The following is a 17,360-nucleotide window of genomic DNA, read 5'->3' as shown; positions in this document are numbered from 1 at the left end:
TTTCGGCCGTTTTCAGTTCGGACGAAGCCGGCGAAATTGCTCTGCGCAAGGCCCCGGCCGCGGATACGATCTGCCCCGTAATGACCCAGTTTTCGGGGAGCCGTGCATGAGGCGGCCACCGAACTGTGCCGGAGGTTGTGATGTCGTACTTGTACGCTGCGCCCGAGTACGTCCAGGCCGCGGCCGCGGACCTGGCGAACATCGGCTCGACGATCAGCTCCGCCAACGCGGCGGCCCTGACCCCGACGTCAAGCGTGCTGGCCGCGGGCGCCGATGAGGTGTCGGCCGCCATCGCGTCGCTGTTCGGCGCGCACGCGCAGGCCTATCAGGCGTTCGGCGCCCAAGCGGCGTCGTTCCACCGGCAGTTCGTGCAGCTCATGAGCGGCGGCGCGGCGCAGTACGCCGCGGCGGAGGCCGCGAACGCTTCGCCGCTGCAGACCGCCGAACAGGAAGCGCTGGGCGCCATCAATGCTCCGTTTCAGGCGTTCACCGGGCGTCCCCTCATCGGCGACGGCGCCAACGGCGGCCCCGGGCAGGCGGGCGGGGCCGGTGGCTGGCTGATGGGCAACGGCGGCAACGGCGGCGCCAGCACTACCGCCGGCGTGGCCGGTGGCAACGGCGGCTCGGCCGGATTGATCGGCAACGGCGGGGCCGGCGGCGCCGGCTTCAGCCCGGGTTCGGCCTCGGGCGCCGTCGCCGGCACGAATGGCGGTGCCGGCGGTCACGGCGGCTGGCTGTACGGCAACGGCGGGGCCGGTGCGCCCGGTGGGGCCGGCGCCAACGGCTTGCTCGCCGGGGACAGCGGCGGCAATGGCGGCAACGGCGGCGCCGGCGGGGGAGCCGGGCTCTTCGGCGGGACTCCCGGCGCGGGCGCGAACGGCGGGGCCGGCGGCAACGCCTTCCAAAGTGCGACGGCGGCGAACGGCGGCAACGGCGGCAGCGGCGGTGTCGGTGGCGCGCCGGGGTTGATCGGCAACGGCGGCCTCGGCGGGTCCGGCGCGGACGGCGGGGTCAACCAGACCGGCCTGCCGGGCAACAACAACAACCTCGGCGGCAACGGCGGGGTCGGCGGCGCGGGCGCGGCCGGCGGGCGCGGCGGGTGGCTGTACGGCGCGGGTGGTGACGGCGGCAACGGCGGCGCCACCAACGCGTTCAACGTCGCCAACGGCGGCGCCGCCGGCAACGGTGGCAACGCCGGACTGTTCGGCGTGGGCGGGACCGGCGGGATCGGTGGTGGCCTTCCCGGCGGCGGGACCGGCCTTACCGCCGGGCAGTCGGGCACCGGCGGCAGCGGCGGATTCCTGAACGGCGCCGGCGGCGCGGGCGGGGCCGCCACCGCATCGTCTAACGGAGTCGGCGGGACCGGCGGCAATGCCGGGCTGTTCGGCACCGGCGGCGCGGGCGGTGCGGCATCCGGAAACTTCGGCCACGGTGGCCAGGGCGGCGCCGGCGGGCGCGTGGACGGCCTCGGCGGCGCGGGTGGGGCCGCCACCGGAATCACCTCGAAGGGCGGAGCCGGCGGCGCTGCCGGGTGGTTCGGAACCGGTGGCGCCGGCGGCGCCGCGTCGGCAGCCCCTGGTGGGACCGGCGGCGACGGCGGCGCCGGCGGCGGGCTGGTCGGCGACGGCGGTGCCGGCGGGGCCGCCGGTGTCAACGGCCACGGCGGTAATGGCGGCGGGGGCGGATTGGTCGGCAACGGCGGGGCCGGCGGGTCGGCGACGGGGCCGACAAGCTTCGGCGGTAACGGCGGGAACGCCCAGTACATCGGCAACGGCGGCAACGGCGGGAACGGTCACACGCCCGGCAAGGGCGGCACCGGCGGCACCCTGTACGGCACGGCCGGCGCAAACGGCAGCTGACGCGCTTTCCGGGTCCGCGCAATTGGCCAAACTGGAGGCGGGCCGCGCAGGTTAATATAGATTCAGCCTATTGCGTCCGTGTCTAATGACCGGGCGATTGCCTTTGTCGAGTGGCCTGTCCTGGAGGTTCGGATGTCGTTCGTCTTCGCGACGCCCGAATACCTGGCTGCGGCCGCGTCCGACCTGGCGAACATCGGTTCGACCATCAGCTCCGCCAACGTGGCCGCGTTGGGCCCCACTTCGGGGGTGCTGGCCGCCGGGGCCGACGAGGTATCGGCGAGCATCGCCGCGCTGTTCGGCGCCCACGCCGAGGTCTATCAGGCGCTCAGCGCCCAGGCGTCGCTGTTCCACCAGGAGTTCGTCAACCTGATGAGCAGCGGCGGGGTGCAGTATGCGCTCGCCGAGGCTACCAACGCGTCGCCGCTGCAGACCGTCGAGCAGGGGGCGGCGAGCGCGCTCAGTGCCCCCGCCCAGGCGGCGGGGGTGGCGATCCAGGCCGCCACGGGCGCCACCGGGTCCCCGGCGGCGGCCGCCGCCAGTGTCGGGCCCGCCGGGTTCGGCGCCGGCGGCAGCGGCGCGGGCGGCCAGCTGATCAGCAGCGTCGGCGCCGATCCCGCCGCGACGGCCGCCGGAACCGGCGGATCGTTCAGTCCCGGCGGGGCCGGCCTCACGGGCAGCCTGGTCGCCGGTCAGAACTTCGGCGCCGCCCCCGCGGCCGGCGGCAGCGGCGCGTTGGCCGAGTCCGGCGGTGCCGCCGAGGCCGCCGCCGCCGAAGAGCTCGGCATCGGCGAACCCGTGGCGTCCGCCCCGCCGATCACCCCGCTGGCGGGCCTGCCGACGCCGGGATCCGCCGCGCCCACGGCCGCGGCACGACCCGGCACGCCCGCCTACTCTCCGGCCGCGGCGCCGGCGTCCGAGCCCGCCGAGGAGTGACGGGCGTCCTTGCGCGCTTTGCGCGCGTCCCGCTGGCGACGGCGTTAATCTGACACGAACTTCCCAGCGAGACGAGGAGAGACACGTGTTGGCGCGCTACCTGAAGGCACAGTTGATCGTTTTGCTGTGCGGCGGCCTAGTCGGGCCGATCTTTTTGATCGTCTACTTCACCGTCGGATTCCAAGACCTGCTGGGGTGGATGCTCTACGTCGGCCTGCTGATCACCGTCGTCGACGTGGTGATCGCGATCGCGCTGGCCAACTTCGGCGCGAAGTCGTCAGCCAAGAACGCGGAGCTCGAGCAGACCGGCGTGCTGGCGCTCGCCCAAATCACCGGGCTCACCGAGACGGGGACGTGGATCAACAATCAGCAGGTGGTGAAGGTGCACCTGCACATTTCCGGGCCCGGGTTCCTGCCGTTCGACAGCGAGGACCGGGTCATCGCCCACCTCACCCGGCTCGGCAACCTCAATGCCCGCAAGGTGGTCGTGCTGGTCAACCCGACCACCCAGGAATACCGCATCGACTGGGAGCGAAGCGCTTTGGTCAACGGGCTGGTGCCCGCGCAGTTCACCCTGACCGAGGACAACAGGACCTACGACCTCAGCGGGCAGGCCGGACCGCTGATGGAGATCCTGCAGATCCTGAAGGCCAACAACATCCCGCTCAACCAGGCGGGCGACCTCCGGTCGAATCCGGTGGTGCGCCAGCAGATCCAGGCCGTGGTGCGGCGCGCCGCCGAACAACAGGCGCCGGCGCCCCAGCCCGCGGCGGGCGGTCCGGCACCCGCCGGCACGCCGGCGCAACCGTCGATCGCGCAGCGGCTCCAGGAGCTGGAGACACTGCGCGCCAGCGGCGCGCTGACCGACCAGGAATACAACAGCCGGCGGGCCCAGATCATCTCGGAAATCTGAACCCGAGCCGCATTAGAACACGTTTCAGTTCCGCTGCTAGCCTGTCCTCGTGGCTGCACAGGTTGGATCACTGCAAGGACGGGTGGCATTCGTTACCGGCGCCGCCCGGGCGCAGGGACGGTCGCACGCGGTGCGGCTTGCCCGGGAAGGCGCGGACATCATCGCGCTCGACATCTGCGCGCGGGCTTCGGACACCCTGACCTATACGCCGGCTACACCCGAGGATCTCAGCGAGACCATCCGCCTGGTCGAAGCCGAGGGCCGCAAGGTGCTGGCCCGCGAGGTCGACATCCGGGACGACGCGGCGCTGCGGCAACTGGTCGCCGACGGCGTCGAACAATTCGGCCGGCTCGACATCCTGGTCGCCAACGCCGGCGTGCTGGGCTGGGGCCGGGTCTGGGAGCTCACCGACGAGCAGTGGGACACCGTCATCGGGATCAACCTGACCGGCACCTGGCGCACCCTGCGGGCGGCGATTCCGGCGATGATCGAGGCCGGCAACGGGGGCTCCATCGTCGTCGTCAGCTCGTCGGCGGGCCTGAAGGCCACGCCCGGCAACGGCCACTACGCCGCCAGCAAGTTCGGGCTGACCGGCCTGACCAACACCCTGGCGATCGAGCTCGGCGAATACGGCATCCGGGTCAACTCCATCCACCCCTACTCGGTCGAAACCCCGATGATCGAGCCCGAGGCAATGATGGAAATCTTTGCCAAGCACCCCCGTTACGTGCACAGCTTCCCGCCGATGCCCATGCAGTACAAGGGATTCATGACGCCCGACGAGGTTTCCGACGTCGTCGTCTGGTTGGCGGGCGACGGCTCGGGCACACTGTCGGGCACGCAGGTCCCCGTCGACAAGGGCGCCTTGAAGTACTGACCGGCCATCGTGGTATGAACACCACGTGACTGAAGAGGGCTCCCAAAAGGGGGTCGTGATCGTCGGCGGCGGACTGGCCGCCGCTCGCACGGCCGAGCAACTGCGGCGGTCCGAATACGCCGGGCGCATCACGATCGTCAGCGACGAGGTGCACGTGCCCTACGACCGCCCGCCGCTGTCCAAGGAGGTGCTGCGCAAAGAGGTCGATGACGTGGCCCTCAAGCCGCGCGAGTGGTACGACGAAAAGGACATCACGCTGCGGCTGGGTTCGGCTGCCACCGCGCTGGACACGGACCGTCAGACGGTGACGCTGGCCGACGGGACCGCGCTCGGCTACGACGAACTCGTCATCGCCACCGGGCTGGTACCGCGACGCATCCCGGCGTTTCCCGACCTGGACGGGATTCGGGTGCTGCGCTCGTTCGACGAGAGCATGGCGTTGCGCGAGCACGCGTCCGAGGCGCAGCGCGCCGTCGTCGTCGGCGCCGGTTTCATCGGCTGCGAGGTGGCGGCCAGCCTGCGCACCCTGGGCGTCGACGTGGTGCTGGTCGAGCCCCAGCCGACGCCGCTGGCCGCGATCCTCGGCGAGCAGATCGGCCAGCTGGTGGCGCGACTGCATCGCGACGAGGGTGTCGACGTCCGCCTCGGGCTCGGGGTGGCGGAGGTGCGCGGCGAGGGGCACGTCGACACCGTGGTGCTGACCGACGGGTCGGAGCTGGCCGCCGACCTCGTCGTGGTCGGCATCGGCTCGCGACCGGCGACCGAGTGGCTCGAGGGCAGCGGCGTCGACGTCGACAACGGGGTCCTCTGCGACGAGGCCGGACGCACCAGCGCGCCGCACGTGTGGGCGCTCGGCGACGTCGCCTCCTGGCGCGATACGACGGGACACCAAGCGCGCGTGGAACATTGGAGCAACGTGGCCGACCAGGCCCGGGTGGTGGTGCCCGCGATGCTCGGGCAGGACGTCCCGTCGGCGGTGGTGGTGCCGTATTTCTGGAGCGACCAGTACGACGTCAAGATCCAGTGCCTGGGGGAGCCCGAGGCCACCGACACCGTGCATCTCGTCGAGGACGACGGGCGCAAGTTCCTGGCCTATTACGAGCGCGACGGGGTGCTGGTCGGGGTGGTCGGCGGCGGGATGCCCGGCAAGGTCATGAAGGTCCGCGCCAAGATCGCCGCCGCCGCGCCCATCGCCGAGGTCCTGGGCTGACGCTTCCCAGGGTCGCGATACTCGACGACTACGCCGGCGCGGCCCTCGACCTCGCCGACTGGTCGCCGGTGCGGACCCGTTGCGAGCTGACGGTTTTCGACCGGCACCTGTCCGAGGCGCAGGCCGCCGACGCGTTGCGGCCCTTCGACGTGATCTGCACCATGCGCGAGCGCATGGCGTTGCCGCGCACGCTCATCGAGCGGCTGCCGAACCTCAGGCTGATCACCATAGTCGGCAGGAGCCTGCCCAACCTGGACATGGCCGCGGCCACCGAGCGCGGCGTGCTGGTCGCCCACTCCGACTTCGCCAACCCGCGGTTCGCCGCGGTTCGCGACGCGACGCCGGAACTGGCCTGGGGGCTGTTGATCGCGACGGTGCGCAACCTGGCCGAGGAACATCGGCGGATGCGCGACGGGGGCTGGCAGTCGAGCACCGGCATGACGCTGTCCGGCAAGACGCTCGGGCTGCTCGGCCTGGGCCGCACCGGCAAGCGCATGGCCGAATACGCGAAAGTGTTTGGCATGCAGGTGATTGCGTGGAGCCAGAATCTCACCGACGAGGCCGCCGCGGCGGCCGGCGCCCGCCGGGTCGAGAAGGCGGCCCTGTTCGCGGAGTCCGACGTGGTCTCGATCCACCTGGTGCTCTCCGAGCGCACCCGCGGTCTGGTCGGCCGTCCCGAGCTGGCGCTGATGCGGCCGCATGCCTACCTGATAAACACCTCGCGCGGCCCGATCGTGGAGGAGGCCGCGCTGATCGACGCGCTGCGGGCCGGGGGCATCGCCGGGGCCGGGCTCGACGTCTACGACACCGAACCGCCGCCGCCCGACCATCCGCTGCGGGCGCTGGCGAACGTGACGCTGTCGCCCCACCTGGGGTACGTCACCCGCGAAATGCTCGGCGCCTTCTACGCGGACACCGTCGAGGCCGTCGTCGCGTGGCTGGACGGGGCGCCCGTCCGGATCGCCAATCCCGAGGCTCAGAACTCGCCGAGGTAGAAGCGGGCGCCCTGATCGTCGGCGCATTCCGCGGTCACGCCGTACGGCTGGCGGGCCGGCTCCGCGAGCACCGTCCCGCCGGCTTCGCGCACCCGCGCGACGGCCGCGTCGATGTCCGACACCGTCCACATCGGCACCGTCGCCGGAGAAGCGCTGCCCCCGGCCGCGCCGGCCATCGGGTGGGTTCCCACCACCTGCCAGCCGTCGGCCACCCGGCCGGGCTCGAAGCTCCACCCCAGCACCCGGCCGTAGAAGTCGCGGAAGCCCGCGGAATCCGGCACTTCGTAGGTGACGTACGACAGCTCGCCGGGCCCAGACCCGTTGAGCCCCGGGCGCTTTCGCCCGGGCGCCGGTTCGAACACCGCGAACGCCGCCCCCTGCGGGTCGGTGGCGTCGAGGAGCACGCCGTCGTCGGTCCGGCGCGCTTCGCCCGCGACCCCGCCCGCCTCGATTATCGCCGCGCGGGCGGCCCGCACGTCGGCGACGGCGTAGCAGCAGAACAGCGTGGGCGCCCCGGGTTGCGCCGAAATGCCGGTCGGCAGATCGGTATTGGTGACGCGATGGGATGCCCGGTCGTATGTCCAGCCCAGGACGTGGCCGTAGAAGGCGGCCGCGCGATCGGCGTCGGGGCTGCACACCGAGACGTATCCGATGTCGCCGTGCCGGATGCCCACGGGGCCCTTAGTGGGCCCGGACAGCATCCAGCGGTGCCCGAACGGGTCGACGACGGTCGCGTTGCGGCTCCCGTGGCTTTCGTAGCTCTCGCGCTGGACGGTGGCGCCGTGTTCGCGCGCCCTGGCCAGCGCGGCGTCGGTGTCGCCGACGTGCAGCATCAGGCTCACCGAAACCGCTTCGGGCGCGGGGGCCTTCAGCCCGAGTTCGGGATACTCGTCGGCCAAATAGAGCACCCCGCCTCCGATCTCGATCTCCGCGTGCCCGATTCGGCCGTCGTCCATCACGATCGGTTCGCCGACCACGACGGCGCCGAACGCGTCGGTGTACCAGGCGATCGCGGCCCGCGCGTTCGCGACGCTCAGGTAGGGCAGGGCCGCCGGGCGCGGGGCGACCTGAGTCTCGATGCCGCTCATGACAACTCCTTTCGGCAGGGAAAGTGCGGATTCCAGCCGCCGGCGCAGCCGCGCGGCGAAACCCGAATCTGGTTGCACCGGAAGGTCATCGGCGCGCAGCACGTCCAGCGGGTCGTCGTGCCGACTCATGACGTGCCTCCTTCCGGATACTGTTGTTTGAAGGCCCGGCGGGCCCGCACCAGGAGCGCCTCGGTGGCGTGCACGGTCCGTCCGATCAGCTCGGCGCACTCACCGACCGAGCAGTCGTCCATGTAGCGCAGCACCAGCACGGCGCGGTGCGGCTCGGCCAGCCGGGCCAGCACCGCCTCGGCGACCATGCGATCCAGCTCGGCGTCCCAGTCGTCGACCCCGTCCGCCGGTTCCGGCGGGTCGGCGACCGGCACGGTCACCCGGTGCGGACCGCGCCGATAGTGGTCGGCCAGCTTGTGCCGCGCCACGCCGAGCAGCCACGGTATCGACACCGGCGGCGGATCGCTTTTCCGCGCGGCATCCATGGCCGCGAGAAACGTCTCCGATGTCAGGTCTTCCGCCGTCGTGCGGTCACCGCAGCGGCGAACGAAATATCCGTACACCACGGGTAACGCCTCGTCGTACAGCTCGAGCAATGCGCGTCGAGCGTCGGACCTCGGATCCGCTTCGGCGCTCACACCTATATCGTCGCCGCGGCGGGCCGAGCTCCGACGCTGCGGGGAGAAAAACTTACTGCCAATTCACCGGCGGGCCGTGCGGATGGCATTCGGCGAGCACGGCCAGCTCGCCGCCCGGCCAGCTGCGGGCCCGCACCAAAAACCGGATCGGGGCGCCGGGCCCGTCGCGCGCCGGCTCGAGCGTCAGGTGCGCGAACGGCGACCGGGCGTCGGCCCGCCCGCCGAGCGCCTCGATCCCGTCGCGGACCGCCGCGCGCTCGTCGTCGGACAGGTACTGCCAGGTGATCGAATGCCACAGCACCGTGAGCGCGCCGGCGGCGAGGGTCAGGCCGGCCACCGCCTCGGCGGCCGTGCGGCGCTCGAGGGCCGCCGGGACGTTGCGGGCGACGGCGATGGCGCCGCGCAGCCGGCGCAACCGGGCGTCCTGGTCGGGCCAGACGTAGCTCAACGCGGTCACTTCCCCCTCGGCGCCGGTGACGTCGACGGGCGCGATGTCGTAGCCGTTTCGCTCGACGATGCGCACCGCGCCGTCGGGCGGCAGGGCGCCGCGCCACGCGTCGTCGATGGTGACCGGCGAGTCGGCCGGCCCCCAGCGGCCGCCGTCATAGCGGTAGTGGTAGTGGTCGGCGCGCATGTTCAGCCCCGCGCTCGATCCGATCTCGAAAAGCCTTATCGGCAAATCGGATCCGTGATTGAGCCGCAGCAGCCCACCGATCAGCGCGGCGGACCGGCCCACCTCATTGGTCTGCGGCGGCTGATGCAGCGCGCCGCGCAGCGGGTCGGCGTTTGCCGCCGCGGTGCGCAGGATCTCGGGCCAGGCGCTCGCCGCGTCCCAGGCGCCGCCGGTGCTGGGATAGAAGCGGCGCAATTGCGGCGCCCGGCCGTCGAGCACCAACCGGTGCAGCCCGCCCAGCAGCCGAAGCGGCACCGCGTGGCGCGAGGGTGCGTCCTCGTGGCCGGACAGGATGGTCGCGAAGACGCCGCCCGCCTCGACGTCGCCGGCCACCAGCTCGAAGAGCTCCCCGTACATCGGGGAGCCGGAGCCCGCGCAGAACCGGCCCTGCGAGCGCAGCATGTGCAGCAGGTGCTCGGCGCCCCCGCTCATCGGTCCAGCCGTTCCAGCCCGGCGCCGACGACGTCGAACGCGTCGCCGAGCGCGGTCGGCAGCGGCACGGATTCGTCGGAGAGCCAGTGCTCGTAGGCGCTCAACGCCACCCCGAGCATGGTCCAGGCGACGGTCTGGGGCAGCGGGTCGGTGGTCTTGACGCCCAGCCGGTGGGCGACGAAACCCGCCATGACCTCGCGCCAGCCGGCATACATCGTCATCGAATAGGCCTGCAGCTCAGCGGTTTCCAGGATGACGCGCATGCGTTGGCGGTGCCGGACCGTCTCGCACTCGTCGAAGGTGTTGAACGCCAACAGCGCCCCGCGCAACGCCTCGTCGAGGGGGACCCCCGGGTCGACGTTGTCGAGCAGCTCGCGCAGGTGCGCGAGGTGGGCGTCGAAATCGCCCCAGAGGATCGCATTTTTGGAGGCGTAATAGCGAAACAGCGTGCGGCGGGCGATGCCGGCCGCGTGCGCGACGTCGTCGACGCTCACCTCGCCGAATCCCCGGGCGGCGAACAGGTCGAGGGCGACGTCGGTGATGTGCCCCGGTGTCGTCGAGCGGCGTCGGCCCACCCGCGGTTGCGGCATGTCAGACCCGCCCTTCCATTGCGGCACTCGATGCCATATTGTGTCCAGAACGATCCATCCTTGTCGAGTCCCAACGGGAGGAAAAGTTCCATGGAGCACGAAAACGAGACCGAGACCGAGCTCGTCACCGAGACCCTGGTCGAAGAGGTGTCCATCGACGGGATGTGCGGGGTCTACTGATCCGCGTGTTCGACCCCGACCGCGGCTGGCGGTTGCACCCGCAGGTGGCGGTTCGGCCGGAGCCGTTCGGCGCGCTGCTGTACCACTTCGGCACCCGCAAGCTGTCCTTTCTGAAGAACCGCACCATCCTCACGGTGGTGCGGTCGCTGGCCGACCATCCCGACGTCCGGTCGGCCTGCCGCGCCGCGGGCATCGACGAGCCCGGGCAGGGTCCCTACCTGCACGCGCTGGGGGTGCTGGCGGAGTCAAACATGTTGGTAGCCAAGGAGGCCGAATGACTGTCACTGTTCCGCGGCTCATCGAGCAGTTCGAGCGCGGCCTGGACGCCCCGATCTGCCTGACGTGGGAGCTGACCTACGCGTGCAACCTGGCCTGCGTGCACTGCTTGTCCTCGTCGGGCAAGCGCGATCCGCGCGAATTGTCCACCCGCCAGTGCATGGACATCATCGACGAGCTGGAACGCATGCAGGTGTTCTACGTCAACATCGGCGGTGGCGAACCCACCGTGCGGCCCGACTTCTGGGAGCTGGTCGACTACGCGACCGCGCACCACGTCGGCGTGAAGTTCTCGACCAACGGCGTCCGCATCACGCCGGAGGTCGCCGCCCGGCTGGCGGCCAGCGACTACGTCGACGTCCAGATCTCGCTCGACGGCGCGACCGCGGAGGTCAACGACGCCGTGCGCGGCGCGGGCTCGTTCGCGATGGCGGTGCGGGCGCTGGAGAACCTGGCGGCGGCGGGATTCCGGGATGCCAAGATCTCCGTCGTCGTGACCCGGCACAACGTCGACCAGCTCGACGAATTCGCCGCGCTGGCAAGCCGTTACGGCGCCACGCTGCGAATCACCCGGCTGCGGCCGTCGGGTCGGGGCGCGGACGTGTGGGAAGACCTGCACCCCACCGCCGCCCAGCAGGTCCAGCTCTACGACTGGCTGGTCGCCAAGGGGGAGCGGGTGCTCACCGGCGACTCCTTCTTCCACCTGGCCCCGCTCGGTCAGTCCGGCGCGCTGGCCGGCCTCAACATGTGCGGCGCCGGCCGGGTCGTCTGCCTGATCGACCCCGTGGGCGACGTCTACGCCTGCCCGTTCGCCATCCACGACCGCTTCCTGGCCGGAAATATCCTGTCGGACGGGGGATTTGACAACGTCTGGAAGAACGCGCCGTTGTTTCGCGAGCTCCGCGAACCGCAGTCGGCCGGGGCGTGCGGCAGCTGCGGGCACTACGACAGCTGCCGGGGCGGATGCATGGCGGCCAAGTTCTTCACCGGCCTACCGATGGACGGGCCCGATCCCGAGTGCGTGCAAGGCCACAGCGAGCAGGCCCTGGCGCGTGACCGCACCACCCCGCGGCCCCGCGCCGACCATTCCCGGAAGACGGGTGGACCGGTACTCCTGAAACTGTCGCAACCGCCGGCGCGGCTCTGCAACGAAAGCCCCGTCTAGCCATGGCCGACCAATGGTTCGAAACGGTCGCCATCGCCCAGCAGCGCGCGAAGCGGCGGCTACCGAAATCGGTTTATTCGGCGCTGCTTGCGGGCAGTGAAAAGGGAATCACCGTCTCGAACAACGTCGAAGCGTTCAGCGAACTCGGATTCGCGCCCCACGTCGTCGGCGCCCCGGAAAAGCGCGACCAATCGACTACCGTTATGGGGCAGGATATTTCGCTGCCGGTGGTCATTTCGCCGACCGGCGTCCAGGCGGTGGATCCGGACGGCGAGGTGGCCGTCGCCCGGGCGGCTGCCGCGCGGGGCACGGCGATGGGCCTGTCGTCTTTCGCCAGTAAACCGATCGAAGAGGTCATCGCGGCCAACCCGAAAGTCTTCTTCCAGGTGTACTGGCTCGGCGGGCGCGACGCCATCGCCGAGCGCGTGGAACGCGCGCGCCAGGCCGGCGCGGTCGGCTTGATCGTCACCACCGACTGGTCGTTCTCGCACGGGCGCGACTGGGGCAGCCCGAAGATCCCCGAGCAGATGAACCTGCGCACGATCCTGCGCCAGTCTCCGGAGGCGGTCTTCAAGCCCCGCTGGTTGTGGAAGTACGGCAAGACGCTGCGCCCGCCGGACCTGCGGGTGCCGAACCAGGCGCGCCGCGGTGAGCCCGGTCCGCCGTTCTTCGCCGCATACGGGGAGTGGATGGGCACCCCGCCGCCGACCTGGGACGACATCGCCTGGCTGCGCGGGCTGTGGGACGGACCGTTCATGCTCAAGGGCGTGATGCGCGTCGACGACGCCAAAAGGGCTGTGGACGCGGGTGTTTCGGCGATCTCGGTGTCGAATCACGGGGGCAACAACCTGGACGGCACGCCAGCGTCGATCCGCGCCCTGCCCGCGGTGGTCGAGGCGGTCGGGGACCGGGTCGAGGTGCTGCTCGACGGCGGCATCCGCCGCGGCAGCGACGTCGTCAAGGCGGTGGCGCTCGGCGCGCGGGCGGTGATGATCGGCCGCGCGTACCTGTGGGGCCTCGCGGCCGGCGGCCAGGCCGGCGTCGAGAACGTCCTCGACATCTTGCGCGGCGGCATCGACTCGGCGCTGATGGGTCTGGGGCGCTCCTCGGTTCACGACCTCACCCCGGACGACCTGTTGGTGCCCCCCGGCTTCGCGCGGGCGCTCGGGGTGCCGCCGGCGTAAATCCGGGCCTAAATCCAGGTAAGCCGGGCCTTTTTCCCAAGATTGAGCATGAGCCGTTTTCACCAACAGCGCGAATTGGCCCTCTAGCGTGAATCGACGGCGGCGAAAATTGTGGTGCCTGCGAGGCAACCGTGACGAACGAGCCATCAAATTCGACCGCTTGGTGAACAAGCCAGAAAAAAATAATTTTGTAGGGTCAACAATTGGTGCACGCCAGGTGAATTCGTCCTACCATCAGCCAGTGCCCGTACTCGGCGAATTAGCAACGATGGCGTCGAGCCAGCTATTCGGCACCTCGCCGTCACTAATGGTCCCGCTGGGGTCGACCGAACAACACGGTCCGCACCTCCCGCTGGACACCGACACCCGGATCGCGACGGCGGTCGCCCGTGGCGCCCGGACCCGCCTGGAACAGGACTGGTTGGTGGCGCCGGCCATCGCCTACGGCGCCAGCGGCGAGCACCAAGACTTCGCCGGAACGATCTCGATCGGCACCGAGGCCCTGACGACGCTGCTGGTGGAGTACGGCAGGTCAGCGGCTTGCTGGGCACCGCGGCTCGTCTTCGTCAACGGCCACGGCGGCAATGCCGACGCGTTGCGCGGCGCGGTGAGCACGCTGCGGGCCGAGGGCCGGGACGCCGCATGGTGCCCCTGTGTCGCCGCCGGCGCCGACGCCCACGCCGGCCATACCGAAACTTCGGTGTTGCTCCACATCTCGCCGGCCGACGTGCTGACCGACCGGTGGCTCGCCGGGAACCGGGCGCCGTTGGGGGACCTGCTCCCCTCGCTGCGCCGCGGGGGCGTCGCGGCGGTCAGCCGGGTCGGGGTGTTGGGGGACCCCACCACCGCGACGGCCGCCGAGGGCAAGCGCATCTTCGCCGAGATGGTCGACGACTGTGTCCGTCGCGTCGCCCGGTGGTCGCCCGGGCACGACGGGAAGCTGACATGACGGCAACCCGGTTGCCGGACGGGTTCGCTGTCCAGGTCGATCGTCGCGTGCGGGTGCTCGGCGACGGTTCCGCCCTGCTGGGCGGCTCACCGACGCGCCTGCTGAAGCTGGCTCCCGCCGCCCAGAGCATGCTCTCCGACGGCCGGCTGAAGGTTCGCGACGACGTCAGCGCCCAGCTGGCCCGCACCCTGCTGGACGCCACCGTGGCGCACCCGCGCCCCGCGGGCGGCCCGTCGCACCGCGACGTGACCGTGGTAATCCCGGTGCGGGACAACGTTTCCGGGGTGCGCCGCCTGGTCAGCTGCCTGCGCGGATTGCGCGTCATCGTGGTCGACGACGGTTCGTTCCCCCGCATCGAGCCGGAAGACTTCATCGGCGCGCACTGCGACGTCGAGGTGTTGCACCACTCGCACAGCAAGGGTCCGGCCGCGGCGCGCAACACCGGGCTGGCCGCCTGCACGACCGACTTCGTCGCGTTTCTCGACTCCGACGTGACGCCGCGCCGGGGCTGGCTCGAGGCCCTGCTCGGTCACTTCTGCGATCCGACCGTCGCCCTGGTCGCGCCGCGCATCGTCGGCCTGGCGCACAGCGAGAACGTCGTGGCGCGCTACGAGGCGGTGCACTCGTCCCTGGACCTCGGGGAGCGCGAGGCCCCGGTGTTGCCCCACAGCACGGTGTCCTACGTCCCCAGCGCCGCGATCATCTGCCGGCGCTCGGCCATCCGTGACGTCGGCGGGTTCGACGAGACGATGCAGTCCGGCGAGGACGTCGACCTGTGCTGGCGGCTGATCGAAGCGGGTGCGCGGCTGCGCTACGAGCCGATCGCCCAGGTCGCCCACGACCACCGCACCGAGCTACGGGATTGGCTCGCGCGCAAGGCCTTTTACGGCGGTTCGGCGGCCCCGCTGTCGGTGCGTCACCCGGACAAGACGGCCCCGGTGGTGATCTCCGGCTGGGCGCTGATGGCCTGGATCCTGGTGGCGCTGGGGACGAGCCTCAGCCAGCTCGCCTCCATCGTCGTCGCCCTGCTGACCGGCCGGCGGATCGCCAAGGCGATGCGCGGCGCCGAGACTTCGCTCGTTGACGTCCTGACGATCGCGACGCGCGGCCTGTGGTCGGCGGCGCTGCAGCTGGCGTCGGCGCTGTGCCGGCACTACTGGCCGCTGGCGCTGGTCGCGGCGATCCTGTCGCGCCACTGCAGACGCGTCGTGCTGGTGGCCGCCGTCATGGACGGCGTGGTGGACTGGCTGCGCCGCCGGGACGCGACCGGCGACGAGGCCGAACCCATCGGGCTGCTGACCTACGTGTTGCTCAAGCGGGTCGACGACCTGGCCTACGGCCTCGGGCTGTGGTGGGGCGTGGCGCGTGAACGCAACGTGCGCGCGCTCAAGCCGCAGATTCGCACATAGCGGGTTCGAAGCCCCCTTGACCGCAGCCGCCCCGCACAGCGATGTGCTGATCGTCGGTGCCGGCAGCGCTGGTTCGGTTGTCGCCGAACGCCTTTCCGCCGATCCCGCCCGTACCGTCACCGTCCTGGAGGCCGGCCCCGCGCTCGCCGACCCGGAGCTGCTGGCCCTGACCGCCAACGGGCTGCAACTGCCGATCGGGGTCGGCAGCCCGCTCGCGCGGCGGTACCTGACCACGCTGACCGATCGGCACGCCCTCAAGCTGCCGATCGTGCGCGGGGCCACCGTCGGCGGTTCGGGTGCGATCAACGGCGGCTACTTCTGCCGCGGCCTGCCGCGCGACTTCGATGACGTCGGGGTTCCCGGCTGGGCGTGGTCCGACGTGCTCGAGCACTTCCGCGCCGTCGAGACCGACCTCGATTTCGACGGCCCCGCCCACGGCCGGGACGGGCCGATCCCGGTGCGCCGGACCCGCGAAATGACCGGTACCACCGAAGCTTTCATCGCGGCGGCCGAGCGCGCGGGCTTTCGGTGGATCGACGATCTCAACGATGCTGGGCGGGAACTGGTTTCGGGGCTGGGTGCGGTCCCCCTCAATATCGTCGACGGCGTGCGCACCGGATCCGGGGCCGCGTACCTGCTGCCGGCGCTCGCGCGGCCCAACCTGACGTTGCTGGAGCGGACCCGCGCGGTGCGACTGCGTTTCGCGGGCGCCGCGGCGGTGGGCGTCGAGGTGATCGGCCCGCAAGGTCCGGCGGCGCTTTCCGCCGATCGAATCGTGTTGTGCGCCGGTGCGATCGAGTCGGCTCACCTGCTGATGCTCTCGGGGATCGGCGACGAGGCAATGCTGCGCGTCGCGGGCGTCCCGGTGGTGGCGCCGCTGCCGGTCGCGACGTCGTGCAGCGACCACCCCGAGTGGGTGTTGCCGACGAACTGGGCCGTGGCCCCGGGCCGGCCCGTGGTGGAGGTGGTGCTCAGCACCGCCGACGGGATCGAGATCCGGCCGTACACGGGCGGATTCGTCGCGATGACCGGCGACGGCACCGCGGGACACCCCGACTGGCCGCACATCGGGGTGGCGCTGATGCGGCCGCGGGCGCGCGGGCGCATCACGCTGGTCTCGCCGGATCCCGACGTGCCGCCGCACATCGAGCACCGCTACGACAGCGAACCCGACGACGTCGCCGCGCTGCGCCGGGGCAGCGAACTGGCCCGCGAATTGGCCGGTGCCGCAACGTCTGTCGGGTCGCCGGTGTGGTCGACGTCGCAGCATCTGTGCGGCACGGCGCCGATGGGTGCCGTCGTCGACCCGCGTTGCCGGGTCCATGGCATCGAAAACCTTTGGGTGATCGACGGTTCCATCCTGCCGGAGATCACCAGCCGCGGGCCGCACGCCACCATCGTGATGGTCGGCCACCGCGCCGCGGAGTTCGTCGAATGAGTCGAGTTCGCTAAGCGAAGGTAAGGCCGTCCGCGCCGGGTACGCCGATCAGCAAGCCGCCCTGGCCGCCCACGCCGGGGGGATTCGTGGCGGCGGTGAAACCGTTGCCGCCGTTGCCGCCGAACCCGATCAGCTGGGCGTCGCCGCCGTTGCCGCCGGCGCCATCTTGGGCCGCGCCGAAACCGCCGTTGCCGCCCGCGCCGCCGTTGCCGATCAGGGCGGCGTTGCCGCCCCCACCACCGTTGCCCCCGGTAACCCCGGTACCGCCGGAACCGCCGGGGCCGCCCGTGCCGAACAGTCCACCCATCCCGCCGTGCCCGCCCCCGCCACCGCCGCCCCCGAGCAAGCCCGTGTTGCCGCCGGCCCCGCCGGTGCCGCCGGTCGCGGGGGGGGGGGGGGGGTCCTGTTTTACCCCCCCCGGGGCCGCCCCCCGGGGGCGCCCCCCCCCCCCCCGCCGGCCCCACGACCCGGCACGCCCGCCTACTCTCCGGCGGCGGCGCCGAAGTTCTGACCGGCGACCAGGCTGCCCGTGAGGCCGGCCC

The 17,360-nt window shown here is 71.5% G+C and carries 18 protein-coding genes; 13 read left to right on the top strand and 5 right to left on the bottom strand.

Going from position 1 to position 17,360, the window contains the following annotated elements; translation table 11 throughout:
- The first annotated feature begins 140 nt into the window (after window positions 1-140).
- From A9X00_RS22930 to A9X00_RS22905, 6 genes are all read left to right on the top strand, one after another.
- On the top strand, window positions 141-1,859 hold the full coding sequence (locus A9X00_RS22930; RefSeq protein WP_067158767.1) for a PE family protein: 1,719 nt from the start codon (window positions 141-143) through the stop codon (window positions 1,857-1,859).
- Between the two features lie 132 nt (window positions 1,860-1,991).
- Window positions 1,992-2,792 carry a PE family protein gene (locus A9X00_RS32570; RefSeq protein ID WP_067158715.1) on the top strand — a complete coding sequence of 267 codons (801 nt, stop codon included), beginning with the start codon at window positions 1,992-1,994 and terminating at the stop codon, window positions 2,790-2,792.
- 85 nt (window positions 2,793-2,877) lie between these two features.
- Complete coding sequence (locus A9X00_RS22920) at window positions 2,878-3,705, top strand: SHOCT domain-containing protein (protein WP_067158713.1); 828 nt, start codon at window positions 2,878-2,880, stop codon at window positions 3,703-3,705.
- A 49-nt stretch (window positions 3,706-3,754) separates the two neighbouring features.
- Window positions 3,755-4,582: a mycofactocin-coupled SDR family oxidoreductase gene (locus A9X00_RS22915; protein ID WP_067158712.1), complete on the top strand. Its 828-nt coding sequence runs from the start codon at window positions 3,755-3,757 to the stop codon at window positions 4,580-4,582.
- Window positions 4,583-4,607: 25 nt separating this feature from the next.
- Window positions 4,608-5,792 carry an NAD(P)/FAD-dependent oxidoreductase gene (locus tag A9X00_RS22910; RefSeq protein WP_067158710.1) on the top strand — a complete coding sequence of 395 codons (1,185 nt, stop codon included), beginning with the start codon at window positions 4,608-4,610 and terminating at the stop codon, window positions 5,790-5,792.
- Entirely contained in the window at window positions 5,789-6,787 is a 999-nt protein-coding gene (locus tag A9X00_RS22905; RefSeq protein WP_067158766.1) for a D-2-hydroxyacid dehydrogenase family protein, read from the top strand. The genes A9X00_RS22910 and A9X00_RS22905 overlap by 4 nt, the downstream gene beginning before the upstream one ends.
- Here the strand turns inward: A9X00_RS22905 and A9X00_RS22900 are convergent.
- From A9X00_RS22900 to mftR, 4 genes are read right to left on the bottom strand one after another with little or no spacing between them, the layout of a single operon-like run.
- Entirely contained in the window at window positions 6,769-8,004 is a 1,236-nt protein-coding gene (locus A9X00_RS22900) for a VOC family protein (protein ID WP_067158708.1), read from the bottom strand. The two genes, A9X00_RS22905 and A9X00_RS22900, sit on opposite strands and share 19 nt — an antisense overlap.
- Window positions 8,001-8,522 carry an RNA polymerase sigma factor gene (locus A9X00_RS22895; protein WP_067158706.1) on the bottom strand — a complete coding sequence of 174 codons (522 nt, stop codon included), beginning with the start codon at window positions 8,520-8,522 and terminating at the stop codon, window positions 8,001-8,003. The genes A9X00_RS22900 and A9X00_RS22895 overlap by 4 nt, the downstream gene beginning before the upstream one ends.
- 52 nt (window positions 8,523-8,574) lie before the next feature.
- Window positions 8,575-9,627, bottom strand: coding sequence for a DUF2332 domain-containing protein (locus A9X00_RS22890; RefSeq protein WP_067158704.1), 1,053 nt, complete (start codon window positions 9,625-9,627; stop codon window positions 8,575-8,577).
- Window positions 9,624-10,217, bottom strand: coding sequence for a mycofactocin system transcriptional regulator (gene mftR, locus A9X00_RS22885; RefSeq protein ID WP_067158702.1), 594 nt, complete (start codon window positions 10,215-10,217; stop codon window positions 9,624-9,626). Before mftR ends, A9X00_RS22890 begins: the two co-directional genes overlap by 4 nt.
- 90 nt (window positions 10,218-10,307) lie before the next feature.
- Between mftR and mftA the strand changes: the two genes are divergently transcribed.
- From mftA to mftG, 7 genes are all read left to right on the top strand, one after another.
- The gene (gene mftA / locus A9X00_RS22880; protein ID WP_067158700.1) at window positions 10,308-10,397 is read left to right on the top strand and encodes a mycofactocin precursor MftA; all 90 of its coding nucleotides are present in this window, start codon (window positions 10,308-10,310) and stop codon (window positions 10,395-10,397) included.
- Window positions 10,398-10,402: 5 nt separating this feature from the next.
- Window positions 10,403-10,675 (top strand): mycofactocin biosynthesis chaperone MftB, encoded by a 273-nt coding sequence (gene mftB / locus A9X00_RS22875; protein WP_369830784.1) that lies wholly within the window; start codon window positions 10,403-10,405, stop codon window positions 10,673-10,675.
- Window positions 10,672-11,838: a mycofactocin radical SAM maturase gene (gene mftC / locus A9X00_RS22870; RefSeq protein WP_067158695.1), complete on the top strand. Its 1,167-nt coding sequence runs from the start codon at window positions 10,672-10,674 to the stop codon at window positions 11,836-11,838. The genes mftB and mftC overlap by 4 nt, the downstream gene beginning before the upstream one ends.
- Before the next feature lie 2 nt (window positions 11,839-11,840).
- The gene (gene mftD, locus A9X00_RS22865) at window positions 11,841-13,022 is read left to right on the top strand and encodes a pre-mycofactocin synthase MftD (RefSeq protein WP_067158692.1); all 1,182 of its coding nucleotides are present in this window, start codon (window positions 11,841-11,843) and stop codon (window positions 13,020-13,022) included.
- A gap of 217 nt (window positions 13,023-13,239) precedes the next feature.
- A complete protein-coding gene (mftE, locus tag A9X00_RS22860; RefSeq protein WP_067158690.1) occupies window positions 13,240-13,971 on the top strand; it encodes a mycofactocin biosynthesis peptidyl-dipeptidase MftE in 732 nt (243 codons plus the stop codon).
- Window positions 13,968-15,380: a mycofactocin biosynthesis glycosyltransferase MftF gene (mftF, locus tag A9X00_RS22855; protein ID WP_067158688.1), complete on the top strand. Its 1,413-nt coding sequence runs from the start codon at window positions 13,968-13,970 to the stop codon at window positions 15,378-15,380. The genes mftE and mftF overlap by 4 nt, the downstream gene beginning before the upstream one ends.
- A gap of 16 nt (window positions 15,381-15,396) precedes the next feature.
- Window positions 15,397-16,818: a mycofactocin system GMC family oxidoreductase MftG gene (gene mftG / locus A9X00_RS22850; RefSeq protein ID WP_067158686.1), complete on the top strand. Its 1,422-nt coding sequence runs from the start codon at window positions 15,397-15,399 to the stop codon at window positions 16,816-16,818.
- A gap of 10 nt (window positions 16,819-16,828) precedes the next feature.
- Here mftG and A9X00_RS22845 read toward each other — a convergent pair whose 3' ends face one another.
- On the bottom strand, window positions 16,829-17,125 hold the full coding sequence (locus A9X00_RS22845) for a hypothetical protein (protein WP_067158684.1): 297 nt from the start codon (window positions 17,123-17,125) through the stop codon (window positions 16,829-16,831).
- Between the last annotated feature and the right edge of the window lie 235 nt (window positions 17,126-17,360).

The sequence above is a fragment of the Mycobacterium sp. 1245805.9 genome (assembly GCF_001672915.1).
Classification (GTDB): Bacteria; Actinomycetota; Actinomycetes; order Mycobacteriales; family Mycobacteriaceae; genus Mycobacterium.
Note: the sequence above shows the minus strand (reverse complement) of the source record. Positions and strands in the feature narration are given on the sequence as shown.

Coding starts and splice junctions, on each gene's coding strand:
- A9X00_RS22930 (WP_067158767.1), top strand. CDS start 141: ATGTCGTACTTGTACGCTGCGCCCGAGTACGTCCAGGCCGCGGCCGCG.
- A9X00_RS32570 (WP_067158715.1), top strand. CDS start 1,992: ATGTCGTTCGTCTTCGCGACGCCCGAATACCTGGCTGCGGCCGCGTCC.
- A9X00_RS22900 (WP_067158708.1), bottom strand. CDS start 8,004: ATGAGTCGGCACGACGACCCGCTGGACGTGCTGCGCGCCGATGACCTT.
- A9X00_RS22890 (WP_067158704.1), bottom strand. CDS start 9,627: ATGAGCGGGGGCGCCGAGCACCTGCTGCACATGCTGCGCTCGCAGGGC.
- mftR (WP_067158702.1), bottom strand. CDS start 10,217: ATGCCGCAACCGCGGGTGGGCCGACGCCGCTCGACGACACCGGGGCAC.
- mftA (WP_067158700.1), top strand. CDS start 10,308: ATGGAGCACGAAAACGAGACCGAGACCGAGCTCGTCACCGAGACCCTG.
- mftC (WP_067158695.1), top strand. CDS start 10,672: ATGACTGTCACTGTTCCGCGGCTCATCGAGCAGTTCGAGCGCGGCCTG.
- mftD (WP_067158692.1), top strand. CDS start 11,841: ATGGCCGACCAATGGTTCGAAACGGTCGCCATCGCCCAGCAGCGCGCG.
- mftF (WP_067158688.1), top strand. CDS start 13,968: ATGACGGCAACCCGGTTGCCGGACGGGTTCGCTGTCCAGGTCGATCGT.
- A9X00_RS22845 (WP_067158684.1), bottom strand. CDS start 17,125: ATGGGTGGACTGTTCGGCACGGGCGGCCCCGGCGGTTCCGGCGGTACC.